This window comes from Thermus sp. FJN-A (genome assembly GCF_054655095.1).
The window spans coordinates 151,369-170,408 of sequence record NZ_BAAHSC010000212.1; the positions used below are offsets into that span (position 1 = coordinate 151,369).

General features: G+C 67.4%; 19 protein-coding genes and 2 tRNA genes. 6 read left to right on the top strand and 15 right to left on the bottom strand.

The features are described from left to right. Window positions 1-33 precede the first annotated feature (33 nt). The 4 genes from rsmF to ACYQ0J_RS11245 all read left to right on the top strand — a co-directional run bounded on the left by rsmF (window position 34) and on the right by ACYQ0J_RS11245 (window position 3,893). On the top strand, window positions 34-1,404 hold the full coding sequence (rsmF, locus tag ACYQ0J_RS11230; RefSeq protein WP_460172195.1) for a 16S rRNA (cytosine(1407)-C(5))-methyltransferase RsmF: 1,371 nt from the start codon (window positions 34-36) through the stop codon (window positions 1,402-1,404). A gap of 98 nt (window positions 1,405-1,502) precedes the next feature. Then, the gene (locus ACYQ0J_RS11235) at window positions 1,503-2,051 is read left to right on the top strand and encodes a hypothetical protein (RefSeq protein ID WP_460172196.1); all 549 of its coding nucleotides are present in this window, start codon (window positions 1,503-1,505) and stop codon (window positions 2,049-2,051) included. Between the two features lie 52 nt (window positions 2,052-2,103). Then, entirely contained in the window at window positions 2,104-2,784 is a 681-nt protein-coding gene (locus ACYQ0J_RS11240) for a response regulator (protein WP_460172197.1), read from the top strand. Then, entirely contained in the window at window positions 2,781-3,893 is a 1,113-nt protein-coding gene (locus ACYQ0J_RS11245) for a sensor histidine kinase (protein WP_460172198.1), read from the top strand. Before ACYQ0J_RS11240 ends, ACYQ0J_RS11245 begins: the two co-directional genes overlap by 4 nt. On the opposite strand, the gene ACYQ0J_RS11250 is transcribed toward ACYQ0J_RS11245, so the two are convergent. From ACYQ0J_RS11250 to ACYQ0J_RS11310, 13 genes are all read right to left on the bottom strand, one after another. Then, window positions 3,890-4,939: a 3-dehydroquinate synthase gene (locus ACYQ0J_RS11250; RefSeq protein WP_460172199.1), complete on the bottom strand. Its 1,050-nt coding sequence runs from the start codon at window positions 4,937-4,939 to the stop codon at window positions 3,890-3,892. The two genes, ACYQ0J_RS11245 and ACYQ0J_RS11250, sit on opposite strands and share 4 nt — an antisense overlap. After that, window positions 4,917-5,471, bottom strand: a complete 555-nt coding sequence (locus ACYQ0J_RS11255) for a shikimate kinase (protein ID WP_460172200.1) — start codon at window positions 5,469-5,471, stop codon at window positions 4,917-4,919. Before ACYQ0J_RS11255 ends, ACYQ0J_RS11250 begins: the two co-directional genes overlap by 23 nt. A gap of 15 nt (window positions 5,472-5,486) precedes the next feature. Then, a complete protein-coding gene (gene aroC, locus ACYQ0J_RS11260) occupies window positions 5,487-6,638 on the bottom strand; it encodes a chorismate synthase (protein ID WP_460172201.1) in 1,152 nt (383 codons plus the stop codon). An 89-nt stretch (window positions 6,639-6,727) separates the two neighbouring features. Further along, the gene (locus ACYQ0J_RS11265) at window positions 6,728-9,001 is read right to left on the bottom strand and encodes a secretin N-terminal domain-containing protein (protein WP_460172202.1); all 2,274 of its coding nucleotides are present in this window, start codon (window positions 8,999-9,001) and stop codon (window positions 6,728-6,730) included. Continuing rightward, window positions 8,998-9,909 carry a competence protein gene (locus ACYQ0J_RS11270; protein WP_460172203.1) on the bottom strand — a complete coding sequence of 304 codons (912 nt, stop codon included), beginning with the start codon at window positions 9,907-9,909 and terminating at the stop codon, window positions 8,998-9,000. Before ACYQ0J_RS11270 ends, ACYQ0J_RS11265 begins: the two co-directional genes overlap by 4 nt. Then, window positions 9,906-10,493, bottom strand: coding sequence for a type 4a pilus biogenesis protein PilO (pilO, locus tag ACYQ0J_RS11275; RefSeq protein WP_460172204.1), 588 nt, complete (start codon window positions 10,491-10,493; stop codon window positions 9,906-9,908). Before pilO ends, ACYQ0J_RS11270 begins: the two co-directional genes overlap by 4 nt. Beyond that, entirely contained in the window at window positions 10,483-11,106 is a 624-nt protein-coding gene (locus tag ACYQ0J_RS11280) for a flagellar protein FliT (protein WP_460172205.1), read from the bottom strand. The genes pilO and ACYQ0J_RS11280 overlap by 11 nt, the downstream gene beginning before the upstream one ends. Continuing rightward, window positions 11,099-12,232, bottom strand: a complete 1,134-nt coding sequence (gene pilM / locus ACYQ0J_RS11285; RefSeq protein WP_460172206.1) for a type IV pilus assembly protein PilM — start codon at window positions 12,230-12,232, stop codon at window positions 11,099-11,101. Before pilM ends, ACYQ0J_RS11280 begins: the two co-directional genes overlap by 8 nt. 186 nt (window positions 12,233-12,418) lie before the next feature. Next, complete coding sequence (locus ACYQ0J_RS11290) at window positions 12,419-13,423, bottom strand: homoisocitrate dehydrogenase (RefSeq protein WP_460172207.1); 1,005 nt, start codon at window positions 13,421-13,423, stop codon at window positions 12,419-12,421. Between the two features lie 72 nt (window positions 13,424-13,495). Beyond that, window positions 13,496-14,005, bottom strand: coding sequence for a DUF5317 domain-containing protein (locus ACYQ0J_RS11295; RefSeq protein ID WP_460172286.1), 510 nt, complete (start codon window positions 14,003-14,005; stop codon window positions 13,496-13,498). Between the two features lie 35 nt (window positions 14,006-14,040). Beyond that, complete coding sequence (locus ACYQ0J_RS11300; RefSeq protein ID WP_460172287.1) at window positions 14,041-15,402, bottom strand: HD-GYP domain-containing protein; 1,362 nt, start codon at window positions 15,400-15,402, stop codon at window positions 14,041-14,043. A 741-nt stretch (window positions 15,403-16,143) separates the two neighbouring features. Beyond that, a tRNA-Phe gene (locus ACYQ0J_RS11305) sits at window positions 16,144-16,219 on the bottom strand. A gap of 1 nt (window position 16,220) precedes the next feature. Then, window positions 16,221-16,297, bottom strand: a tRNA-Asp gene (locus ACYQ0J_RS11310). Window positions 16,298-16,362: 65 nt separating this feature from the next. On the opposite strand from ACYQ0J_RS11310, the gene ACYQ0J_RS11315 reads away from it, so the two are divergent. Then, on the top strand, window positions 16,363-16,728 hold the full coding sequence (locus tag ACYQ0J_RS11315) for a hypothetical protein (protein ID WP_126165298.1): 366 nt from the start codon (window positions 16,363-16,365) through the stop codon (window positions 16,726-16,728). Here ACYQ0J_RS11315 and ACYQ0J_RS11320 read toward each other — a convergent pair. Continuing rightward, window positions 16,691-17,449 carry a type III pantothenate kinase gene (locus ACYQ0J_RS11320; RefSeq protein WP_460172208.1) on the bottom strand — a complete coding sequence of 253 codons (759 nt, stop codon included), beginning with the start codon at window positions 17,447-17,449 and terminating at the stop codon, window positions 16,691-16,693. The genes ACYQ0J_RS11315 and ACYQ0J_RS11320 overlap by 38 nt on opposite strands. A gap of 3 nt (window positions 17,450-17,452) precedes the next feature. Then, window positions 17,453-17,878, bottom strand: coding sequence for an OsmC family protein (locus ACYQ0J_RS11325; protein ID WP_460172209.1), 426 nt, complete (start codon window positions 17,876-17,878; stop codon window positions 17,453-17,455). Between the two features lie 48 nt (window positions 17,879-17,926). Between ACYQ0J_RS11325 and ACYQ0J_RS11330 the strand changes: the two genes are divergently transcribed. After that, window positions 17,927-19,021 carry an N-acetylmuramoyl-L-alanine amidase gene (locus ACYQ0J_RS11330; protein WP_460172210.1) on the top strand — a complete coding sequence of 365 codons (1,095 nt, stop codon included), beginning with the start codon at window positions 17,927-17,929 and terminating at the stop codon, window positions 19,019-19,021. Window positions 19,022-19,040 lie beyond the last annotated feature (19 nt).

Consider the following 19,040-nt stretch of genomic DNA (forward strand, 5'->3'; position numbering starts at 1 on the left):
TGGCCCCGGGGCTGCCCGTGCTAGGGTACTCGGGTGTTGCCCAAGGCCTTCCTCTCCCGCATGGCCGAGCTTCTCGGCGAGGAGTTTCCCGCCTTCCTCCGAGCCCTCACGGAGGGGAAGCGCACCTACGGCCTGCGGGTGAACACCTTGAAGCTCTCCCCCGAGGCCTTTAGGGAGATTTCCCCTTGGCCCCTCGCGCCCATTCCCTGGTGCGCGGAGGGGTTTTACTACCCGGAGGAGGCCCGGCCCGGCCCTCACCCCTTTTTCTACGCCGGGCTCTACTACATCCAGGAGCCCAGCGCCCAGGCGGTGGGGGTCCTCCTGGACCCGAAGCCGGGGGAGCGGGTCTTGGACCTGGCGGCGGCCCCGGGGGGCAAGACCACCCACCTGGCCGCCCGCATGGGGGGGAAGGGGCTTCTCATGGCCAACGAGGTGGACGGCAAACGGGTGCGGGGCCTCCTGGAGAACGTGGAGCGCTGGGGGGTAGGGCTCGCCGTGCTCCAGGCCGCCCCCAAGGCCCTGGCCGAGGCCTTTGGCCCCTACTTTCACCGGGTGCTCCTGGACGCCCCTTGCTCCGGGGAGGGCATGTTTCGCAAGGACCCCGAGGCCATCCGCCACTGGGGCCCCGGGGCTCCCAGGCGGGCCAGCGAGGTGCAAAGGCTCCTCCTCGCCCAGGCCGCCCGCCTGGTGGGGCCGGAGGGGGTTCTGGTCTACGCCACCTGCACCTTCGCTCCCGAGGAGAACGAGGGGGTGGTGGCCCGGTTTTTGCGGGAGCACCCGGAGTTCCACCTGGAGGAGGCCCGCTTTCACCCCCTCTTCGCCCCCGGGGTGCCCGAGTGGGGGGACGGGAACCCGGAGCTCCTTAAGACCGCCAGGCTCTGGCCCCACCGGTTGGAGGGTGAGGGTCACTTCCTCGCCCGCTTCCGCAAGGAGGGGGGCTCCTGGGGGACCCCTCCCAAGGAGAGGGTACCCCCCCTTTCCCCGGAGGCGAGGCGGGCCCTTGGCGCCTTTTTGGAGGGGGCGGGGCTTGCCCTGGAAGGCCCCATCTGGGACAGGGCGGGCCACCTCTACCTCCTCCCGGAAGACCTCCCCTCCCTGGCGGGCCTGAAGGCCCCGGCCCCCGGGCTCTACCTGGGCAAGGTGCAGAAGGGCCGCTTCCTCCCGGCCAAGGCCCTGGCCCTGGCCTTCGGGGCCACCCTCCCTTGGCCCCAAGGGCTTCCTCGCCTGGCCCTCACACCAGAGGACCCCAGGGCCCTCGCCTTCGCCACGGGAGAGGGGGTCCCGTGGGCGGGGGAGGACCTGGCCTTGGCCCTGGTGGTCCTGAAGACGGGGGTGGGGGACTTCCCTTTGGACTTCGGCAAGGCCAAGGGAGGGGTGCTTAGGCCGGTGGGGGTTACGCTCTAGGGCGTTCACGGAGGATTCACAAAAAGCCCCTGTTTTCTTCACGGCTTCCTTCCTACCCTAGGGCTGACCCTGGTAGGGGTCGGAAAGGAGGAAGGAAGATGAAACGGCAAGCGTGGATGGTTCTCGTGGGGGTGGCGGCGCTGGGAATGGCCTTGGCCTACGGGCCCCGGTTCGGGGCGGGGTTGGGCGCGGGCACGCCCCAGGCCGGGGTTGCGGCAGGCTTGGCTGGCACCTTGCACGACGAGGTGGCCGCGCTTCTGGGCGTGACCCCCGAGGAGCTCATCGCCCTCCACCAGCAGGGGAAGACCCTGGCCCAGATCGCCCAGGAGCTGGGGGTGGATTTAGGGAAGCTGGAAGCTCAGCTCGTGGAGGTGCGCAACGCCGCCATTGACGAGGCGGTGAAGGCGGGAAGCCTCACCCAGGCCCAGGCGGCGCTCATGAAGACCCGCACCCAGGCCGTGGTCCGGGCGATGCTGCAGCGGGAGGTGGGCCCTGCGGCGGGGTTCGTCTACGGTCCGGCCTACGGGGCCCAGGCTTGGGGAAAGCGCACCGGCCAGCCGGTAGCTCCCGCGCCCGGCTACCCCACCTGCCCGTACTTCCCGCAGGGCGGGGCTTTCGGGCCCTTTGGCCCGGCGTGGAACAGGTGAGGGCTTTCTGACGGCCCTGCCCCGGGAGGGGCGGGGCCGCTAAGCTTTAGGTATGCCGGGAGAGCTGGTGCTGGTGGTAGAGGACGAGCCCCAGATCGCGGACACCTTGGAGCGCTACCTGCGGGCCTACGGCTTTCGCACGGAGCGGGCCGGTGATGGGGAGCGGGCTTTGGAGTTGTGGCGGGTTCTGAGGCCCGACCTCGTCCTTCTGGACCTGATGCTGCCCAAGCTGGATGGCCTCGAGGTCCTGAAGCGCCTGCGCCAGGGGGACCGTACCCCGGTCATCGTCCTCACCGCTAGGGCGGAGGAGGCGGACCGGCTCTTGGGCCTGGAGCTAGGCGCCGATGACTACGTGGTGAAGCCCTTTAGCCCCCGGGAGGTGGTAGCCCGGGTGCGTGCGGTCCTTCGCCGGGCCCAGGGCCTGGTGCGCCCTCCTAGCCACCTGCGGGTGGGGCCCTTGGAGGTGGACATGGAGGCCTTCAGGGCCCGGTGCCGGGACCAGGAGCTTTCCTTGACCCCCACCCAGGTCCGCCTCCTGTACCTCCTCATGGCCCGGGCGGGCAAGGCGGTTTCGCGCCAGGAACTCCTGGATGGCTTGGGGACGGAGGCGGACGAGCGCACCGTGGACGCCCACGTCAAGAACCTGCGGGCCCGCCTGGGCCCTTGCGCCCTCCTCCTGGAGACGGTACGGGGTTACGGCTATCGTCTACGGGAGGAACAGGAGGAGGGATGAAACTTCTTCCCCGCCTGGCCTTGGCCATGGCGCTGGTGGCGGTGTCGGTGGCGGGCTTGTCCGGATTTTTGGCTTACAGGGTGGCGGCGGAGCACGTGGGGCAGGCCTTGGCCTTTAGCGAGGGCCTGGGCAACCCCGGGGCGCCCCGGGTGGGTTTGCGCCAGCAGCGTCTTTTGCAGAACCTCCGTTCCTCCCTTTGGATCGCGGTGGGGGGGGCGCTCTTGCTGGGCCTCGGGGTGGGTACCCTTCTCGCCCTGGGGCTTGTGCGCCCGGTGCAGCAACTGGCGGAGGCGGCGGAGGCTTACCGCCAGGGGGACAGGCGCCGCCGGGCCCAGGTGGTGGGCCAGGACGAGGTGGCCGAGGTGGCCAGGAGCTTCAACCTTCTCCTGGATACGCTAGAGCGCAAGGAGGCCGAGGAGAAGCGGCTTTTCGCCGACATCGCTCACGACCTGCGTACCCCCCTCACCGTCCTTCAGGCGGACCTCGAGGCCATGGAGGACGGGCTTATGCCCTGTAACCCGGAGAACCTGCGGAGGCTTCAGGAGGAGGTGCGCTTTTTGGCCCGGCTGGTGGAGGATATCCGGCTCCTCACCCAGGCGGAGGAAGGCGCGCTGCGGTTATCCCCGAGGGTCCTGGATCTCAGGGCCTTGTCCCAAAGGATACTGGACCGCTTCCGCATCCGGGCGGAGGCTAAGGGGGTGCACCTTTCCCTGGAGGGAGGGGTTCTCTGGGCCCGGGCGGATGCGGAGGCCTTTTCCCGCATCCTGCAGAACCTCTTGGACAACGCGGTGCGCCATACCCCGCCGGGGGGCAGGGTGGAGGTGGCCCTGGAGGAGGAGGACCGCTGGGCCCGGGTGGAGGTGCGGGATACGGGGCCCGGCCTTCGCCCCGGGGAGGAGGAGATGGTTTTCCAGCGCTTTTACAGAGGGGACCCCGCCCGTACCCGGGGTGGAAGCGGCCTGGGGTTGGCCATCGCCAGGGCCCTGGCCGAAGCCATGGGAGGGAGGCTTGGGGCGGCAAACCGGGAGGGAGGGGGGGCGGTTTTCGCCCTCCGGCTTCCCAAGGCCCCGGAGGGCCAGGTGCCCCCTTCAGCTACGCCCTGGGATTAGGTCCTCAAGAGCCCGAGCCCCTTGAGCTCCTCCTGCCAGGCGGCGAAGGCCTCCCGCAGGAGCCCCTCGGGCAAGGGGCGCACCTTGAGCCTCCCCGGGGCCAGGGGGACCACCCAGTGGAGGTCCTCCGAGACCTTCTTCTTGTCCCGGAGGAGGTAGGGGAGGAGGTCTTCCCAGGCGAGGGGCGGCAGGGGGGGCGGAGCGAGCCAGCGGAGGAGGCGGTGCGCGGAGGGCGTGAGGTCCTCGCCCCCAAGGGCCTTTCCCAGAAGGGCGGCGTAGAGGAGGCCGTAGGCCACCGCCATCCCGTGGGGGAGGGCGTGGTGGGTTTTGGCCTCCAGGGCGTGCCCCAGGGTGTGGCCGAGGTTCAAGAGGCGCCTTTTCCCCTTCTCCAGGGGGTCTTCCTCGGTGATCCGCACCTTCACCGCCACCGCCTGGGCCAAGAAGGCCTCGAGGCGGGGGCTTTCCGGCGTGAGGCCCTCCACCTCCAGAAGGGCCTCGTCCCCGGCGATGAGCCCGTGCTTGAAGGCCTCCACCAGGCCCTCCTTGAAGGTGGGGAGGGGAAGGGTCTTTAGGGCCAGGAGGTCCGCGTAGACCCCTTGGGGGAAGTGGAAGGCCCCCACCAGGTTCTTCCCCTCGGGGAGGTTGATCCCGGTCTTTCCCCCCACGCTCGCGTCCACCACGGCCAAGGTGGTGGTGGGGAAGGCGAGGTAGGGGATGCCCCTCAGGTAGGTGGCGGCCACGAACCCGCCCAGGTCCGTGAGGGTGCCGCCCCCCACCACGAGGAGGGTGGCGTTCCGGGGGAGGCCCCTTTGCGCCAGCCAGGAGAGCACCTGGCCGTAGACGGGGAGGGTCTTGGCCCCCTCCCCCCCTTCCAGCCTGAGGAGGTGGGGCACCCCCAGGGCCTCGGCCACCCTCTGGGCGAAGCCCGCCACCTTCCCGTCGTAGAGGAGGGCCTTGGGGCCTTCTGGGGCCGCCACCTCGTGGATCACCCCCTCCCCGATCAGGATGGGGTAGGGGACCGGTTTACGAACGTCTAGCCTCCGCATGGCGCCAAAGCTTCTCCACGATCTCCGCCACCACTTCCTCCACCTTCCTGCCGTCCGTGGACACGTGGATGTGGGCCTCCTGGTAGACGGGCCTCCGGGCCTCCAGGAGGGTGCGGATGCGCTCCAGGGGGTTTTCCACCTGGAGGAGGGGCCTTTCCCCGGGCTTGCGCAGGGTCCTTTCCAGGATGGTCTCGGGGCTCGCCCAGAGGGCCACCACCGGGCCCCGCCCGAGGAGCATGGCGCGGTTTTCCGGGTCCACGAAGGTACCCCCGCCCAAGGAGAGGACCAGGTAGTCCTTGGCCAATAGCTCCCGCACCGCCTCCTTCTCCATGCGCCGGAAGGCCTCCTCCCCCAGGTGGCGGAAGATGTCGGGGATGGAGATCCCGGTGCGCCTTTCAATGTAGCGGTCCAGGTCAATGAAGTGGAGCATGAGGGTGCGGGCCAGTTCGCGCCCGATGCGGCTTTTCCCCACCCCCATGAAGCCGGTGAGGCTCACGAAGGTGGCGGGGCGGGGCACCTCGAGGCGGGTCATGGGGCCATCCTACGCCTAGTAGGCCAGGGCCCGGGCCCGGTAGCGTTCCACCCGTTCCTGGATCTCCTCGAGGGTGTCCCCCCCGAACTTCTCCAGGTAGGCCTGGGCCAGGACGATGGCGGAGAGGGCGCAGAGGATGACGCTCGCCGCGGGCACCGCCGTGGTGTCGCTTCGCTCCCGGGCGGCGTCCTTGGGCTCGTGGCTCACCACGTCCACCGTGGGGAGGGGCTTCATGAGGGTGGCGATGGGTTTTAAGGCGGCCCGGACCACCAGCTCCTCCCCCGTGGTCATGCCCCCTTCCAGCCCCCCTGCGCGGTTGGTCTTGCGGTAAAAGCCCCGTTCCGGGCTCCAGTAGATGGCATCGTGCACCTCCGAGCCCCGCTTCATGGCGTTGGCGAAGGCGGGGCCGATCTCCACCCCCTTGACCGCGGGGATGGAGAGGGCCATCTGGGCCAGGCGGCCGTCCAGCTTGCGGTCCCAGTGGACGTGGCTCCCCAGGCCCGGCACAAGCCCCCGGAAGCGGGCCTCTATCACGCCCCCCAGGGTGTCCCCTTCCGCCTTGGCCTGGTCAATGCGGCGGATCACCTCGGCCTCGGCCTCGGGGTCGGTCATGCGCAAGGGGCTTTCCTCGAGGCGGGGCACGAGGTCCCAGGAAAAGGGCACCTTGGCCCACACCCCCGCCATCCCCGGCACGTACCCTACGCCCTCCACCCCCAGGAGGGAGAGGAGCTTCATGGCCACCGCCCCCACCGCCACCCGCATGGCCGTCTCCCGGGCGCTCGCCCTTTCTAGCACGTCCCTCAGGTCCTTGTGGCCGTACTTGATGCCCCCGGCCAGGTCCGCGTGGCCCGGCCTCGGGGCGGTGAGGGCCCTTTTGCGGGGTTCGTTCCCGGGGGCGGGGTCCATGACCTCGGTCCAGTTCTTGAAGTCGGCGTTCCGGATGGCCAGGGCCACGGGGGCGCCCGTGGTGCGCCCGGCCCTCACCCCGGCCCGGAACTCCACCCGGTCGGTCTCAATCACCATGCGCCGCCCCCGCCCGTAGCCTTTCTGTCTTCTCTCCAACCAGGGGTTGATGTCCTCTTCTCCGAGGGGAAGCCCGGCGGGAAGCCCCTCGATGATGGCTAAAAGCTCGGGGCCGTGGGACTCGCCTGCGGTCAGGAACCTCATGGGGTCATTGTAGGGAGGAAAGGGCCCAGGGTCCAGGGGAAAAGGGCGGGGCCTTGGGGGGTCCCGCCCTCCGGGCCATGCCGCGGCGCTTAACGGGAGGCCGTCTCCTTCAGGATGTCCGCGGTGATGACCACCAAGAGCTCCCGGTCCACGCTCTCGCTGGTGCGTTGCTTGAAGAGCTCCCCGATGAGGGGGATGTCCATGAGGAGGGGCACCCCCTGCTGCACCTGGTTGTTCTCCTGGGAGGTGAGCCCGCCCAGGACCACGGTCTGCCCGTCCCGCACCCGGAGGGTGGTGGTCACCACCTGCTTGGTGAAGCGGTCCACGTCCCCGTCCACGGGGTTGCGCTGCACGTTGCCTGAAACCTCGGCCTTGATGTTGAGGAGGATCTGGCCGTCGGCGGTGATCTGCGGGGTGACCTCCACGATAATGCCGATGTCAAAGGGCACCCGCTCCACCCGATCCCCCACCACCCGGCGGATGAGGAAGGTTTCCCCGGACTGGAGGCGGGCGGTCTGGTTGTTGAGGACGGTCTGGTTCACGTCCCGGAGGGCCCGGGAGAGGCCCTGCCGCTGGAGGGCCTCGAGGGTGGCCAGGATGTTGAGGGCGGCGAGGCTGCGGGTGGAGTCAAAGATGAGGGAGAGGCCCGCATCCAGAACGCTGGCCACCACGTTCCCCCCCGCCACGGTGTTCCACTTGAGGCCCAGGTTCCGGGTGAGGTTGGACTGCACCTCCTGGATGCGCACCCGGAGGTTTACCTGGGGCACCGCCTGGTCCAGCCTGGGGATGAGGCCCTCCACCAGGGCCAGGTCCTCCTGGGTGCCGGTGACGATCAGGGTGTTGGTGCGCTCGTCCGCCACCACGGTGGCCTGCCGGGTCTGGGGCTGGCCTTGCTGCCCCGGCTGGGCCCTTTGCGCCTGCAAGGCCTCCTGGAGCACCTTGGCTAGCTCGCTGGCCTTGGCGTTGGAGAGCTGGTAGGCCCGCTGGAAGACGGGCGGGCCCTGCTCGGGGGCCCGGTCAATCTGGGCCAGGAGGTTCTCCACCTCGGCGAGCTGCTTCTCCGTGCCCCGCACGGAGAGGACGGGCTGGCCCGGCACCGTCTGGACCACGATCCCCGGCACCTCCCGGGCCAGGAAGGGGGCCACCTTCTCGGCATCGGCGAAGCGCAAGGGGTAGAGGCGCCTTAAGGTGGCCTCCTGGGGGGCGGCGGGGGCCTGGGGGGGCACGTCCAGGGCCTTCAGGAGGTCGGCGAAGAGGGCGTGTTCCGCCTCGGGGGCTTCCAGGAGGAGGGCCTTGGGGTTGCCGGGAATGCCCTCCAGGCGGGCCCCCTTGAGGTCTTTCTCCAGGAGGGGCTGGAGGCGGGCCTTGGCCTCCTCAAAGGTGAGGTTCTGCAGGGCGTAGACCCGGCGCGCGGTCTTGGGTACGTCCGCCTCCTTGAGGAGTTCGGCCAGGCGGGCATGCTCCTCCTCCGTGGCCACCACCACCGCCCGCTTGGGGTTGGTGGGAAGGGGGGTGATCTGGGCCCCGGGGAGGCGGGCCTGAAGGAAGGCGAGGAGCTCGGGGAAGGTGGCGTGGGTGAGGGTGTAGGTCCGCTCCACCCGGGGTGCGGGGGCGGCGAGGGGAGGAAGGGGCCTGAAGTCAATCCCCGCCCGTTGCAGGATGTCGGAGAAGCGGGCGTGCTGCTCGGAGGTGGCCAGGACGGAGAGGATGGCCTTCAGCCTTCTCCCCTCCTCCACCACGATCCAGTTCACGTTGAGGCCTGCGGCTTCCCGGGAGAGGAAGGGGAGGAGGTCGTTTTGCACCCAGGCCTTGGCGGCCTCCACATTGGAGACCACCTGGACCTGGCCTCCCTGTCCTTGCACCGCTACCTGGTAAGCCCCTTCGGGGATGCCCACCAGATAGGGCTTCCGCTCCGCCGCCCCGGCGCGGCTTGGGGCGTCCACCAAGGCGGTGATCACCTGGGTGGGAGCCACCACCACCACGTCGGGGGGCAGGAAGAGGTAGTCCAGGTTAAACTGGGCCCCGTAGGTGGCGAAGAGGAGGTCCCAGACCTCCCGGAAGGGCTTGCCCTGGAAGTCCAGCTTCACGTTGGGCAGGGGGGGCTGGGCCTTGGCGGGGTCACCGCTCGCGTCGTAGGCCCGGTAGATGAGGGGCTGGAGGCCTATGCTTCGGGCCAGGGCCTCCAGGACCACGTCCAGGGGCAGGGTGAGCCCGGCCCGCACCTGGCTTTCCGAGACCTTCAGGTCCACCTTGGCTTCAAAGCGGGGTTCCTTGGGAAGGCTTCCCGCAAGGGCGGGAAGGCTCAAGGCCACCAAGGCCCACGTCAAGGGCTTGATAACGTTCCGGATGCCAATCCGCTTCATTGGCCACCTCCAGCCTGCGCGTTCGTCAGGGCAATCTCTAGGGTTTCGTCCTTCAAGGCGAGCACCACGCGGTCGCCCTCTATGCGGCGCACCACGGCCTCGCTGCCCGGGATGGGGCTACCCGCGGGCAACACCAGGTAGCCCTCCTTGCTTTCCAGGATGGCCACGCTCACCGGGCCCAAGAGGGTGCCGGAGAGCTTCAGCCCCCGCTCCTCCACCAGGGCCTGGAGCGGCGTCTTGGGGGCTGCCGAAGGGGGCGGGGTTTCGGCGGGGGCCTGGCCCTCCTCCGGCAAGGCGGCCTCCACCAACCCTGAGGGGGGTGTGAGGGCCACCGGGGGCTCCACCCGGGTTGGCGCCACCTCGGCCTTGGGCGCCGGGGCCAGCACCTTGGGGGCGGGCAGGGCCCCAGAGGCGCCGGGAAGGGGCCGGGGTGTGGGGCTTACCTGGGGGGTGGGCAAAGGGGTGCCCCCGCTCACCCGCACCGGGGCCCCCGTGGGCACGGGCTGGGGGCTTAGGGCGGGGGTCGGCGTGGGGGGCGGCGCGGGGGCCTCCACCACCAGGGGCACGAAGGGATTGGGGGGTGGGCTTTCCCGGGGCGGTTGCGGAACGGGCAGGGGAGGGGGCTTTTGTGCCGTGGAGGCCGCCTCTTTGGTGGGGGCCTCCGGGGCGGGTTGCGGCTTGGCCTCCGGGGCAGGCTCCGCCAGCGGGGGGATTGGGGGAGCCTCTATGGCCTTGGGGCCTGTCCCTGGGGGCGGGGTCTCCGTGACCGCGGGCGCTTGGGCGGGCAGGTAGAAGCCCACGTACCAAAGGGTCACGGCGCCCACCAGGAGGAGGCCTGCCAGAAGGATCTTGGTGGACTGGGGCAGGTTGCGCCAGGCGGTGGCCAGGCGGGCTAGGGCTTCCTTCACCGTTCACCTCCTTGGCCCTGCTCGCCCTGACCCAGGTCCTTGGCCAGCATGTAGAGGGTAAGGGTCAGGCTGGTGGAGAGCAGGGGGTTCAGGTCCTGGCCCTGGACGCTCAGGTTGATCCCCGAGAGGGAACTGAAGCGGGACAGGCTTTCCAGGCGCCTTAGGTAAGTGTAGGTCTCCGGGAAGGGGGCCTCGAGGGAGAAGGCCAGGTTCACCGCCCGCACCTCGGGCACCGGGGCGCCCGCGGCGGAGCGGGTGAAGGAGCGCACCACCACCCCGCTCCGCACCGCCTCGCCCAGGATCTCGTTCAGCACCTGGGCCAGGCGCTCCTCCCGGGGCAAGGCCCTGAGGAAGGCTTGCCGCTCCGCCTGGAGCTGGGCGATGGCCGCCCGGAGTTCCGGCAGGGCCCGCTGCGCCTGGCGGCCCTTGTCCCGTTCGGGGATGAGGGTGGCGATCTCCTGCCGCACCAGGTCCGTTTCCTGCCGCAAGGGCACGATGAGGAGGAAGTACCACAAGAGGGCCGCCGCCAAGGTGAGGGCGATGGCGATCAGGGCCCACTCCCTTTGCCCTAGCCTAGCGAGCACTGGCCTCACCTCCCACCACGCCCACCCGGGCGCTAAAGGTGTAAAGCCCCCGGTTCTGGTCCAGGGAAGCCCCTTGGAACTCAATGCCGAACCGGGGGGAGGACTCAAAGGCCTGGATGAAGCGGACCAAGGCGCCCTGGCTCAAGGCCTCCCCCTGCAGGGTGAACTCCACCCGCACCTTCTTGCCGTCAAAGGCCCCGCCTTGGGCTTGCTGGTTGGCCTCCTCCTCCGAGAGGGCCCGGGTGCCCACGGAGCGCAGGGCCACGGGGAAGCGCCCCCCTTCCCGGGGGATCTGGTTGATGAAGGCCGCCAGGTACTCCGACCAGGGGACGAAGTTCTTGCGCAGGCCCTCGCGGATGGCGAGGAGGGCCTCGAGGGCCTTCCTCTCCTGCTGCAACCGGTTCTGCTCCTGGATGAAGGGCCTTAGGGCCTCCACCTCCGCTTTAAGGGCGTCCCGCTCGCTTTGGGCCAGGGAGAGCTCGGTGTAGGCGGTGTAGTGGAGAAACCCCAAGGCCAGGAGGACCACCAAGGCAAAGGCCGCGGCGGCCAGCCGCCACCAGCCGGGCTCCACCCGGCGGCGCAGGTTCTTGGGCAGCAGGTTGAGCCTAATCAAGGGGACTCACCCCCCTCAGGGCCAGCCCCACGGGAACCATGAACTCTGCGCCCTGCTCGCGGAGCTTCTCCAGGTCAAAGCGCTTAGGGTCCACCTGGATGCCCTGCCAGGGGTCGGGGCTGGTGAAGTTCACGCCCAAGGTGTCGGTGAGCAAGGTGGCCAGGCCCCGGAGACGGCTTCCCCCACCGTAGAGGTAGCCCACCTCCGGCTGCACGTCCCCCAGCTGCACCCGGAAGAACTCCAGGCTCCGGCGGATCTCCTGGGTCAGCTCCACCAAGACGGGGCGGATGGCGTCGTAGATGCGGGCGGGGCTGTAGCGTTCCCGCTCGGCGTCAAAGTCCAGGAGAAGCTCCTCGTCCTCGGTGGGAATGGTGGCGAGGCCGTAGGTGCGCTTGACCTCCTCGGCGGTGAGGAAGTCCAGGCCAAAGCTTTTGCCGATGGCCTCCGTGAAGTCCTTCCCCGAGAGGGTCAAAACCCGCACGGCCAAGGGCCGGTCGCCCCGGGTGAGGACCAGGCTGGTGCTTTCCGCCCCGATCTCCACGGCCACCGCCACCTGCTCGGGGTCTTGGGCGAAGGCCTCCTCCAGGGGGTAGAGCCCGGCGAAGGGCTTCACGTCCAGGACCACCGGGGTAAGCCCCGCTCCCCGAAGGGCCTCTATGAGGGCGGCCACCGCCTCCTGCCGGGCGGCGCCCACCATGACCTCCACCTGTTCCCCCTCGGGGACCTCCGCCAAGGGGTCTAAGGGGGCGAAGTCCAGCACCACCTCGTCAATGGGGAAGGGGATGTACCGCTCCGCCTCCCAGCGCACCGCCTCCTCCATCTCCTTGGGCGGCATCTTGGGCACCTGGATGGTGCGCAGGATGACGCTGGGGTTGGGGACGGCGGCCACCACGTAGCGCTTGCGGGTGCGGGCCTCGGCCAGGAGCTCCCGGAGTTCCTGGGCCAAGGCGGCGGGCTCGGTGACGACCCCGTCCATCAGCATCCCGGGCGGGGTGGGGCGGATGGCCAGGGACCGGAGGACGGGAGGGTGTCCGGCAAGCTCTACCAGCTTCAGGTTGGCAGCCCCGATCTCCAGCCCCAAAGCCTCCACGCGGGGTTTGAATAGCTTGCTAAAACCCGAGAACACGGCACCTCCTCGCTAGCCTGAGTGGTGGAACGAACCTTGGGTCATAAACGAACCTACCTGTAGTGTATACCGCTTGGGCCCAAGAAGGGAAGTGGCCCTCTGGCTCTTGGCTTAGCTTACCAGGCCCCGCCTGAACAAAAGCCAAATCCTCCCCGGCGCGCCGGGGAGGATTTGGGCCAGGGAAAGCTAGAGCGTCCGAAGGGCCTCCACCACCGCCTCCGTGAAGGCCTGGGTGGTGGCGTTTCCTCCCAGGTCCGGGGTGTGGGGCCCTCTTTCCAGCACCAGGTCCACGGCTTTTTCCACCCGCTTGGCGGCCTCCCTCTCCCCCAGGTGGTCCAGCATCATGGCCGCGGAGAGGATGGTGGCGGTGGGATTGGCTATGCCCTTGCCGGCGATATCGGGGGCAGAACCGTGCACGGGCTCAAAGACCGCCGTGGTGTCCCCGATGTTGGCGGAAGGTGCAAGGCCCAGGCCCCCCACCAAGCCAGCGGTGAGGTCGGAGAGGATGTCCCCCAGGAGGTTGGTGGTGACGATTACGTCGAAGCGCTCGGGGCGCATGACAAGCTGCATGGCGCAGTTGTCCACGATGATATCCTGCACGTTCACCAGGGGATAATCCTTGGCCACCTCCCGCACCGTATCCAGGAAGAGCCCCTGGGTTACGGGAAGCACGTTGGCCTTGTGGGCGATGTGCAGGGTTTTGCGAGGGCGGCTTTCCGCGATCTTCAAGGCCACACGAGCGATACGTTCGCTGGCTTTTTTGGAGATCACCGCATCGGCGATGGCCACATCCAGGTAGCGCCGCTCCTGCTCCACGTAAAGTCCCTCGGTGTTCTCCCGCACGATGATGAGGTCCACTCCGCTCCGGCTTCCCGGCACGGAGCGGCTTTTGGCAGGGCGCACGTTGGCGTAGAGGTCCAGCCTGCGCCTGAGGTAGCGGATGGCCCCGAAGAAACCCGGTACCTTCCTTGTGGGGCTGGTGGCAGCTCCGAAGAGGGTGGCCTGGCAGGAAAGGATTTTCTCCACGGTTTCCTCGGGCACGGAAACCCCTCTTCGCTCAAAGGTTTCCCAGCCCGCTTCGGCCTCCACGAACTCCAGGGGAAGCCCGGTGGCCTCCAAGACCTTCCTGGCCGCAGGGATCACCTCGTGGCCGATACCGTCGCCCTCAATCAAGCAGATGCGATACGCCATATTGCCTCCGGACTTAGGGGTAAGCCCCCTCCTTGGGAATATACACTACACCGGGCCTAGATGGTGCCGGCCTCAAATGCGAAGGGCAAGTAGAAGAAAGACCAGCAGGAGAAAGGCCAGCACCCTAAGGGCTGCCTGGCGCCTGGGAAGCCGCCTTCCCCCTGCCCTCAAGGCTCCTTCCACCACCACCCCGGCGATTCCCGCCAGGATGAAGAGGTCCCCCGGGCTTGCCGCCTTGCGCAAGGGGGGAAGAGGAATAACGTCCCCCAGGAAGGGAAGGCGGGTGGATTCATCCAAAAGGCTATGCACGGCGTCGGCCCTGGTTTTTAGAAGCTCCTCCCAGCCTTCTATGCCTGCTTTCTTAAGGGTGTCCAGGCTTACCGGCATGTGACCCCCATTGGCAAAGATGACCAGGGTGTTCAAAAGAAGGCCGAAAAGCACCAGGTAGAGGCTTTTCAGGTGCCGGTTCCGGTAAAGCCCGTACCCCACCAGGAGGAGGACCAACACCTTGGCTAGAGGACCTGCCCACTCGGGTCGGAACAGGCCCCGGTAGGTGCCATAGGCCAGGCCCCCTTCCACCAGGGCGGCCAGGAGAAAGGCCCAGGAAGCCCTTAGCTCTATTGCTCCGAGGTCCTTTGCCCTGGCTCCGAGGGCGAGGGCGAGGCCGATTCCGAAAAGAGCAGCGGCAAGGTAGAGCGTGATACCGATCCCTCCTTTGCGTCCAGGTAAGCCTGGCGGTCGCGCCACAAGGGGTTTTGATGCCAGAGCTGGGTGAAGAGGCGGACCAGGTCGGGGTCAAACTGGCGGCCGGAGTTCTCTTGAACTTCCTTTAGGGCTTCTTCGGGTGTTAGCGCCTCCCGGTAGGGACGCCCGGCGGTCATGGCTTCGTAGGCGTCCGCCAGGCCCACGATGCGGGCTTCGTCCGGGATGTTGTGCCCGGCAAGGCCCTTAGGGTAGCCCCGCCCATCCCAGCGCTCGTGGTGGTAGAGGATGACCCGGTAGACCAGGTCGTCAAAGGCCACCTTCCGGGCGGGGGAGAGGAGCTCCACCCCCCTTTGGGGGTGGGTTTGGATGAGGGCGTACTCCGCTTCCGTTAGCTTGCCGGGCTTTAGAAGAACCGCTTCCGGGATGCCAATTTTGCCGATGTCGTGAAGCCTCGCCGCTCGGTAGATGTCTTGGGCCTTGGCCTGGTCCTTGTAGAAGGCCAGGGCCAGGTCCCGGGAGATGTCCGCCACGCGCTCAGAGTGGAAGCGGGTTTCCTGCTCTTTTGCCTCCAAGGCGTTCATCAGGACTTCCAAGGTGGTGTCAAAGGCCTGCTCCAGGCGCACCTTCTCGTCCCAGTAGAAGCGGCTGTAGTAAAGGGGTATGAGGAAGAAAAGGACGGTCCACCCACCCCAGTTGCTGATGAGCGGCGTTTCGTAGGCGCGGGCGAGGAGGAGGGCTAACGGGGAAAGGAGCATGTAGCTGAAGGCAGACCAACTCATGTTCCGGCGCCAGATTTCTTGGAGGGGTGTTTTTGTGTCCAGGTGGATGGCAAAGGCAACCAGCGTAGAGTTGATTATGAAAAAAGTCAGGGAAGATAGCGCAATTCCGAATCCCGCGCTAAGGTTCCAGTGTCCTAGCCATAAGGCGTTTTCCTGGAAAAAAGTCCACACTAAAGCCGCAAAGGCTGTAGCAAGCCCATCTTGGGAGCGGTTAAATAGCTCCTTATACCAGACACTACCACCCCATTGCGCCAGAAAAGCCACTAAGGGTGCTACCCATGGAGGGGTAAGCACCATAAGCGCCAAAGCAAACAAAAAAAGTTGGCTCATCCCAGCGCTAAGGGGGAGGCGGACTTCCACCTTAACGCTCCAAAAGACCAATAAGCCCCAGAAAAGGATGTCCCACAGGTTTAGGCGAAGAGGAATGTCCCTATATTGCCAGATAAGGTAGCCTTCAAGTAAGGCGAAGGCAAGGAAACTTGCGACAATAAACAGGAAAATAGGTAAGGGGGGTATCTCTAAACTTCTTGGGAGAGAAGGCCCTTTTTCAGTTGTCTGCGCCACGCCTTAAGCATAGCACAGGTTGGCTTGAAGGCGGGGAAAAAGAAAACTGGCCAGGAACCTGGCCAGTTTTCTTACCTCCAGTGATAGGAAGCCCCAGCCGCGAGCCCGAGAGCGATCAAAGAGCCGAGAAGAACCAACACACGCGCGATCAGCTTCTTCATCTTCATCCCTCCTTTTCCTAGAGCTTCCGGGGGGTTGGCCCCGTTTGCTTGTCTTTCACTTTAGGGGGGTCGGTCAATACTGTCAAGAGGGGAAGAATAGGTATCACCACGATTAAAACTGCCCATAGGCTCACAAATACTTGGATTGGGTCAGATTATTACTACCCAGCTTAGCACGCCTCCGGCCAGCTGGGTAGTCCTCTGGTCAGCGAGGGGGGAATCCTCCGGGTTGGGGGGGGAATATCCGCTAGCAAACAAGAGAAACCGCGCAGCGAAGACGCCCGGCGCGGCTTCCCAAATGCACCCGCTTGAACTTCGCCCCTAAATACACCGGCAATACCTGAGAGAGAATGTCTAGCGCCAAAATGCCTTACCCCGAATGCCTACCCGGAATCCAAGGGCTTTCTTCAGGTTCCCACCCCCTTGAGGGCCAGTTTAGCAAAGAGGGCGGTTTCGCAACAGGGGCAAAAGCAAACCGCTCCCCAACTCGGGGAGCGGCGGAGTCCTCTCCTGGTGCCGAGGGGCGGAATCGAACCGCCGACACTGCGATTTTCAGTCGCATGCTCTACCAACTGAGCTACCTCGGCGTGGCGGCCCCGACGGGACTCGAACCCGCGATCTCCCACGTGACAGGCGGGTGTGTTAACCAACTACACCACGGGGCCTTAGGTTATTGCCGGGTCGGGGGCGTCCGACCGGGCACTTAGGATGATAGCCGGGGGAAAGGGCGGTGTCAAGCTTAAGCTGGAGCGAGGTCTTCGCCTACCACCGGACCCGGAAGGGCATAGGGAAGCGTAGCCTCTTGGTGGACCGGGGGGAGTCGGGGTACCGGAATGTTTTCTTGCCCGATGGCCGCATCCTCTACCAGGGGGAGGGCAAGCGGGGAAACCAGGAGCCCGTTGGGGGAAATCTTTGCCTGCTTTTGGCCCAGAAAAGAGGCACCCCGCTTAGGGTCTTCCTCCGGGAGCGGCCCGGTCTCTGGCGGGACCTGGGGTGCTACCGGGTGGAAGGTCACCGGTACAGCCTTCTCCCTGAGGAGGGTCGGTGGGTGTACTGGTTTACCCTTGCCCCTTGTGGATGCGAAGAAGGCCTTTAAGGGTTAGGTCCTCGTCCACCACGTCAAAGGAAGGGCAGAGATCCCTTAGGGTTTCCGCAAAGCCCCCGGTGGCGATCACCAGGGCTTCTCCGGCTTCCTCCTTGAAGCGGCGCACCATGCCCTCCACCAAGGCGGCATAGCCCAGGACCAGGCCGGAGCGCAGGGCCTCCAGGGTGTTCTTGCCCACCACGCCCTGGGGCGGCACCAGGTCTATGCGGGGGAGCTTGGCGGTGCGGGCGGCCAGGGCGTCGGCCGCGGTCTGGGGGCCGATGGTGATGGCCCCGCCCAGGTAGCGGTTAGGCGCCTCCACCAGGTCAAAGGTGGTGGCGGTGCCGAAGTCCACCACGATGTAGCGGCCCGTGGGGCTTTCGTAGCTCAGGGCGCCCACGGCGTTTACCAGGCGGTCGGCCCCCGCCTCCTTGGGGTTATCTATGAGGACCTCGAGGCCCGTGTCCCCCGCTTCCACCACCCGGGCCTGGATGCCGAAGAGCTTCCCTATGGCCTCCCGCATCTCCCGCTCCACCGGGGGCACCACGCTGGAGAGGAGGGCGGCCTTGGGGGGCGGAAGGCCGTCCAGGGAAAAGAGGTTTTTCAAGAGGACCCGGTACTCGCTTTCCATCCGCATCCGGTCGGTGTGGATGCGGAAGTGGGCCACCAGGTCCTCCCCGGAGAAGAGCCCTAGGACGGTGGAGGTGTTGCCGATGTCCACGGCCAGGAGCATGGCTCAGGCTCCTCCGGCCTCCTCCTCCCAGGGCTCCAGGACCACCTTGGTGGTGATCTCGGCGTTGAGGTTGGCGGAGGCGGAGCAGTACTTGGTGTGGGAGAGGTGGACGGCCCGCTCCAGGGCCTCCAGGGTCACGCCCGGCCCCGAGGCGATGTGGGTTACGGTGATGTGGGTGTACCGCTTGGGGTGGGTCTCCGCCCGCACCCCCTCCACCTCCACCCGGTAGCGGGCCAGGGGTTGCTTCTTCTTGCGCATGATGTCCACCACGTCGTAGGCGGTGCAGGCCCCTAGGGCCATGAGGAGGAGCTCCATGGGACGGGGGCCGGTGGCGGGCTGGTCCCCGTCTATCATGACCTTGTCCCCCTGCTCGTTCACGCCCAGGAAGCGGTGTCCCACCAGGTTGTAGACCACGACCTTCTTCGTCATGAGCCGGATTTTACCAAGCCCTCCGCCTTCCCGCTAGAATGGCCGTAGATGCGGGGGCTTCTCCTTTTCGTCTGGCTGGTATGGAGCCTGGCCTATGCCTTTCCCCGGGTGGGCGTGCACGAGGGCTTCACCCGCCTGGTCTTTGACCTCCCCGCCAAGGGGGTGGAGCACACCCTTTCCCAGGAGGAAGGCCGCCTCATCCTGGTCCTGCGGGGGGTGCGGGCCCAGGCCCAGGACCAGGTGGTGAACTCCCCCGAGGTGGCCTCGGTCCAGACGGTCCCCGAGGAGGGCCGGGTGCGGGTTCTGGTGCACCTGAAAGGACCCGTGGAGGTGACGGTGCGCCGCCTCCCCGACCCGGAGCGCCTGGTGGTGGACCTGGCCCTGAAGAAGGAGGCCTCCCCGCCCAAGCCCAGCCCCGACCCCCCCCGCAACCGGGCCCCGAAGCCGCCCAAGCCCGTGGTCCTCCTGGACCCGGGCCACGGGGGGGTGGACCCAGGGATGGTGGGGCACGTGGTGGAGAAGGAGGTGGTCCTGGACGTGGCCCTCCGCCTCAAGCGCCTCCTGGAGCGGGAGGGGATAGAGGTGCGCCTGACCCGGGACAGGGACGCCCACCTCTCCCCGGACAAGCGGGAGGACCTCTCCCGCCGGGCCGCCTTGGCCGACAGCTCCCAGGTGAACCTCTTCATCTCCATCCACGTGAACGCCACCCCCACCCGGACGGGGCGGGGGGTGGAGGCCTTCTACTTCGGCCGGGCCCAGGACCCCCGGGTCCTCGCCCAGGTGATCCGGGAAAACGGCGGGGGGGAGCTGGGCCAGCGGCTCACCCAGGAGGCCAAGAGCGTGGCGGAGCGCATCCTCTCGGACATCGTGGCCCAGGCCAACCAGCGCTACAGCCAGCGCCTGGCCGAGACCCTGGGGCGGCACCTCTCCCAGGCCACGGGAAGCCCCTACCGGGGAAGCTTCCCCGGCGACTTCTTCGTCCTGCGCTACGCCAAGGTGCCCGCGGTCCTGGTGGAGATCGGCTTCGGGGACCACCCGGTGGAGGGGCGGAACCTGGCGGACCCCGCCTACCGGGAGAAGGTGGCCCAGGGGCTCCTCGCGGGGGTGCTCACCTTCTTGGCCAACGGGGCCTACGCCCGCTGATGCCACCCCGTGCTGGCAA

Coding starts and splice junctions, on each gene's coding strand:
- ACYQ0J_RS11235 (WP_460172196.1), top strand. CDS start 1,503: ATGAAACGGCAAGCGTGGATGGTTCTCGTGGGGGTGGCGGCGCTGGGA.
- ACYQ0J_RS11240 (WP_460172197.1), top strand. CDS start 2,104: ATGCCGGGAGAGCTGGTGCTGGTGGTAGAGGACGAGCCCCAGATCGCG.
- ACYQ0J_RS11245 (WP_460172198.1), top strand. CDS start 2,781: ATGAAACTTCTTCCCCGCCTGGCCTTGGCCATGGCGCTGGTGGCGGTG.
- ACYQ0J_RS11250 (WP_460172199.1), bottom strand. CDS start 4,939: ATGCGGAGGCTAGACGTTCGTAAACCGGTCCCCTACCCCATCCTGATC.
- ACYQ0J_RS11255 (WP_460172200.1), bottom strand. CDS start 5,471: ATGACCCGCCTCGAGGTGCCCCGCCCCGCCACCTTCGTGAGCCTCACC.
- aroC (WP_460172201.1), bottom strand. CDS start 6,638: ATGAGGTTCCTGACCGCAGGCGAGTCCCACGGCCCCGAGCTTTTAGCC.
- ACYQ0J_RS11265 (WP_460172202.1), bottom strand. CDS start 9,001: ATGAAGCGGATTGGCATCCGGAACGTTATCAAGCCCTTGACGTGGGCC.
- ACYQ0J_RS11290 (WP_460172207.1), bottom strand. CDS start 13,423: ATGGCGTATCGCATCTGCTTGATTGAGGGCGACGGTATCGGCCACGAG.
- ACYQ0J_RS11320 (WP_460172208.1), bottom strand. CDS start 17,449: ATGCTCCTGGCCGTGGACATCGGCAACACCTCCACCGTCCTAGGGCTC.
- ACYQ0J_RS11325 (WP_460172209.1), bottom strand. CDS start 17,878: ATGACGAAGAAGGTCGTGGTCTACAACCTGGTGGGACACCGCTTCCTG.
- ACYQ0J_RS11330 (WP_460172210.1), top strand. CDS start 17,927: ATGCGGGGGCTTCTCCTTTTCGTCTGGCTGGTATGGAGCCTGGCCTAT.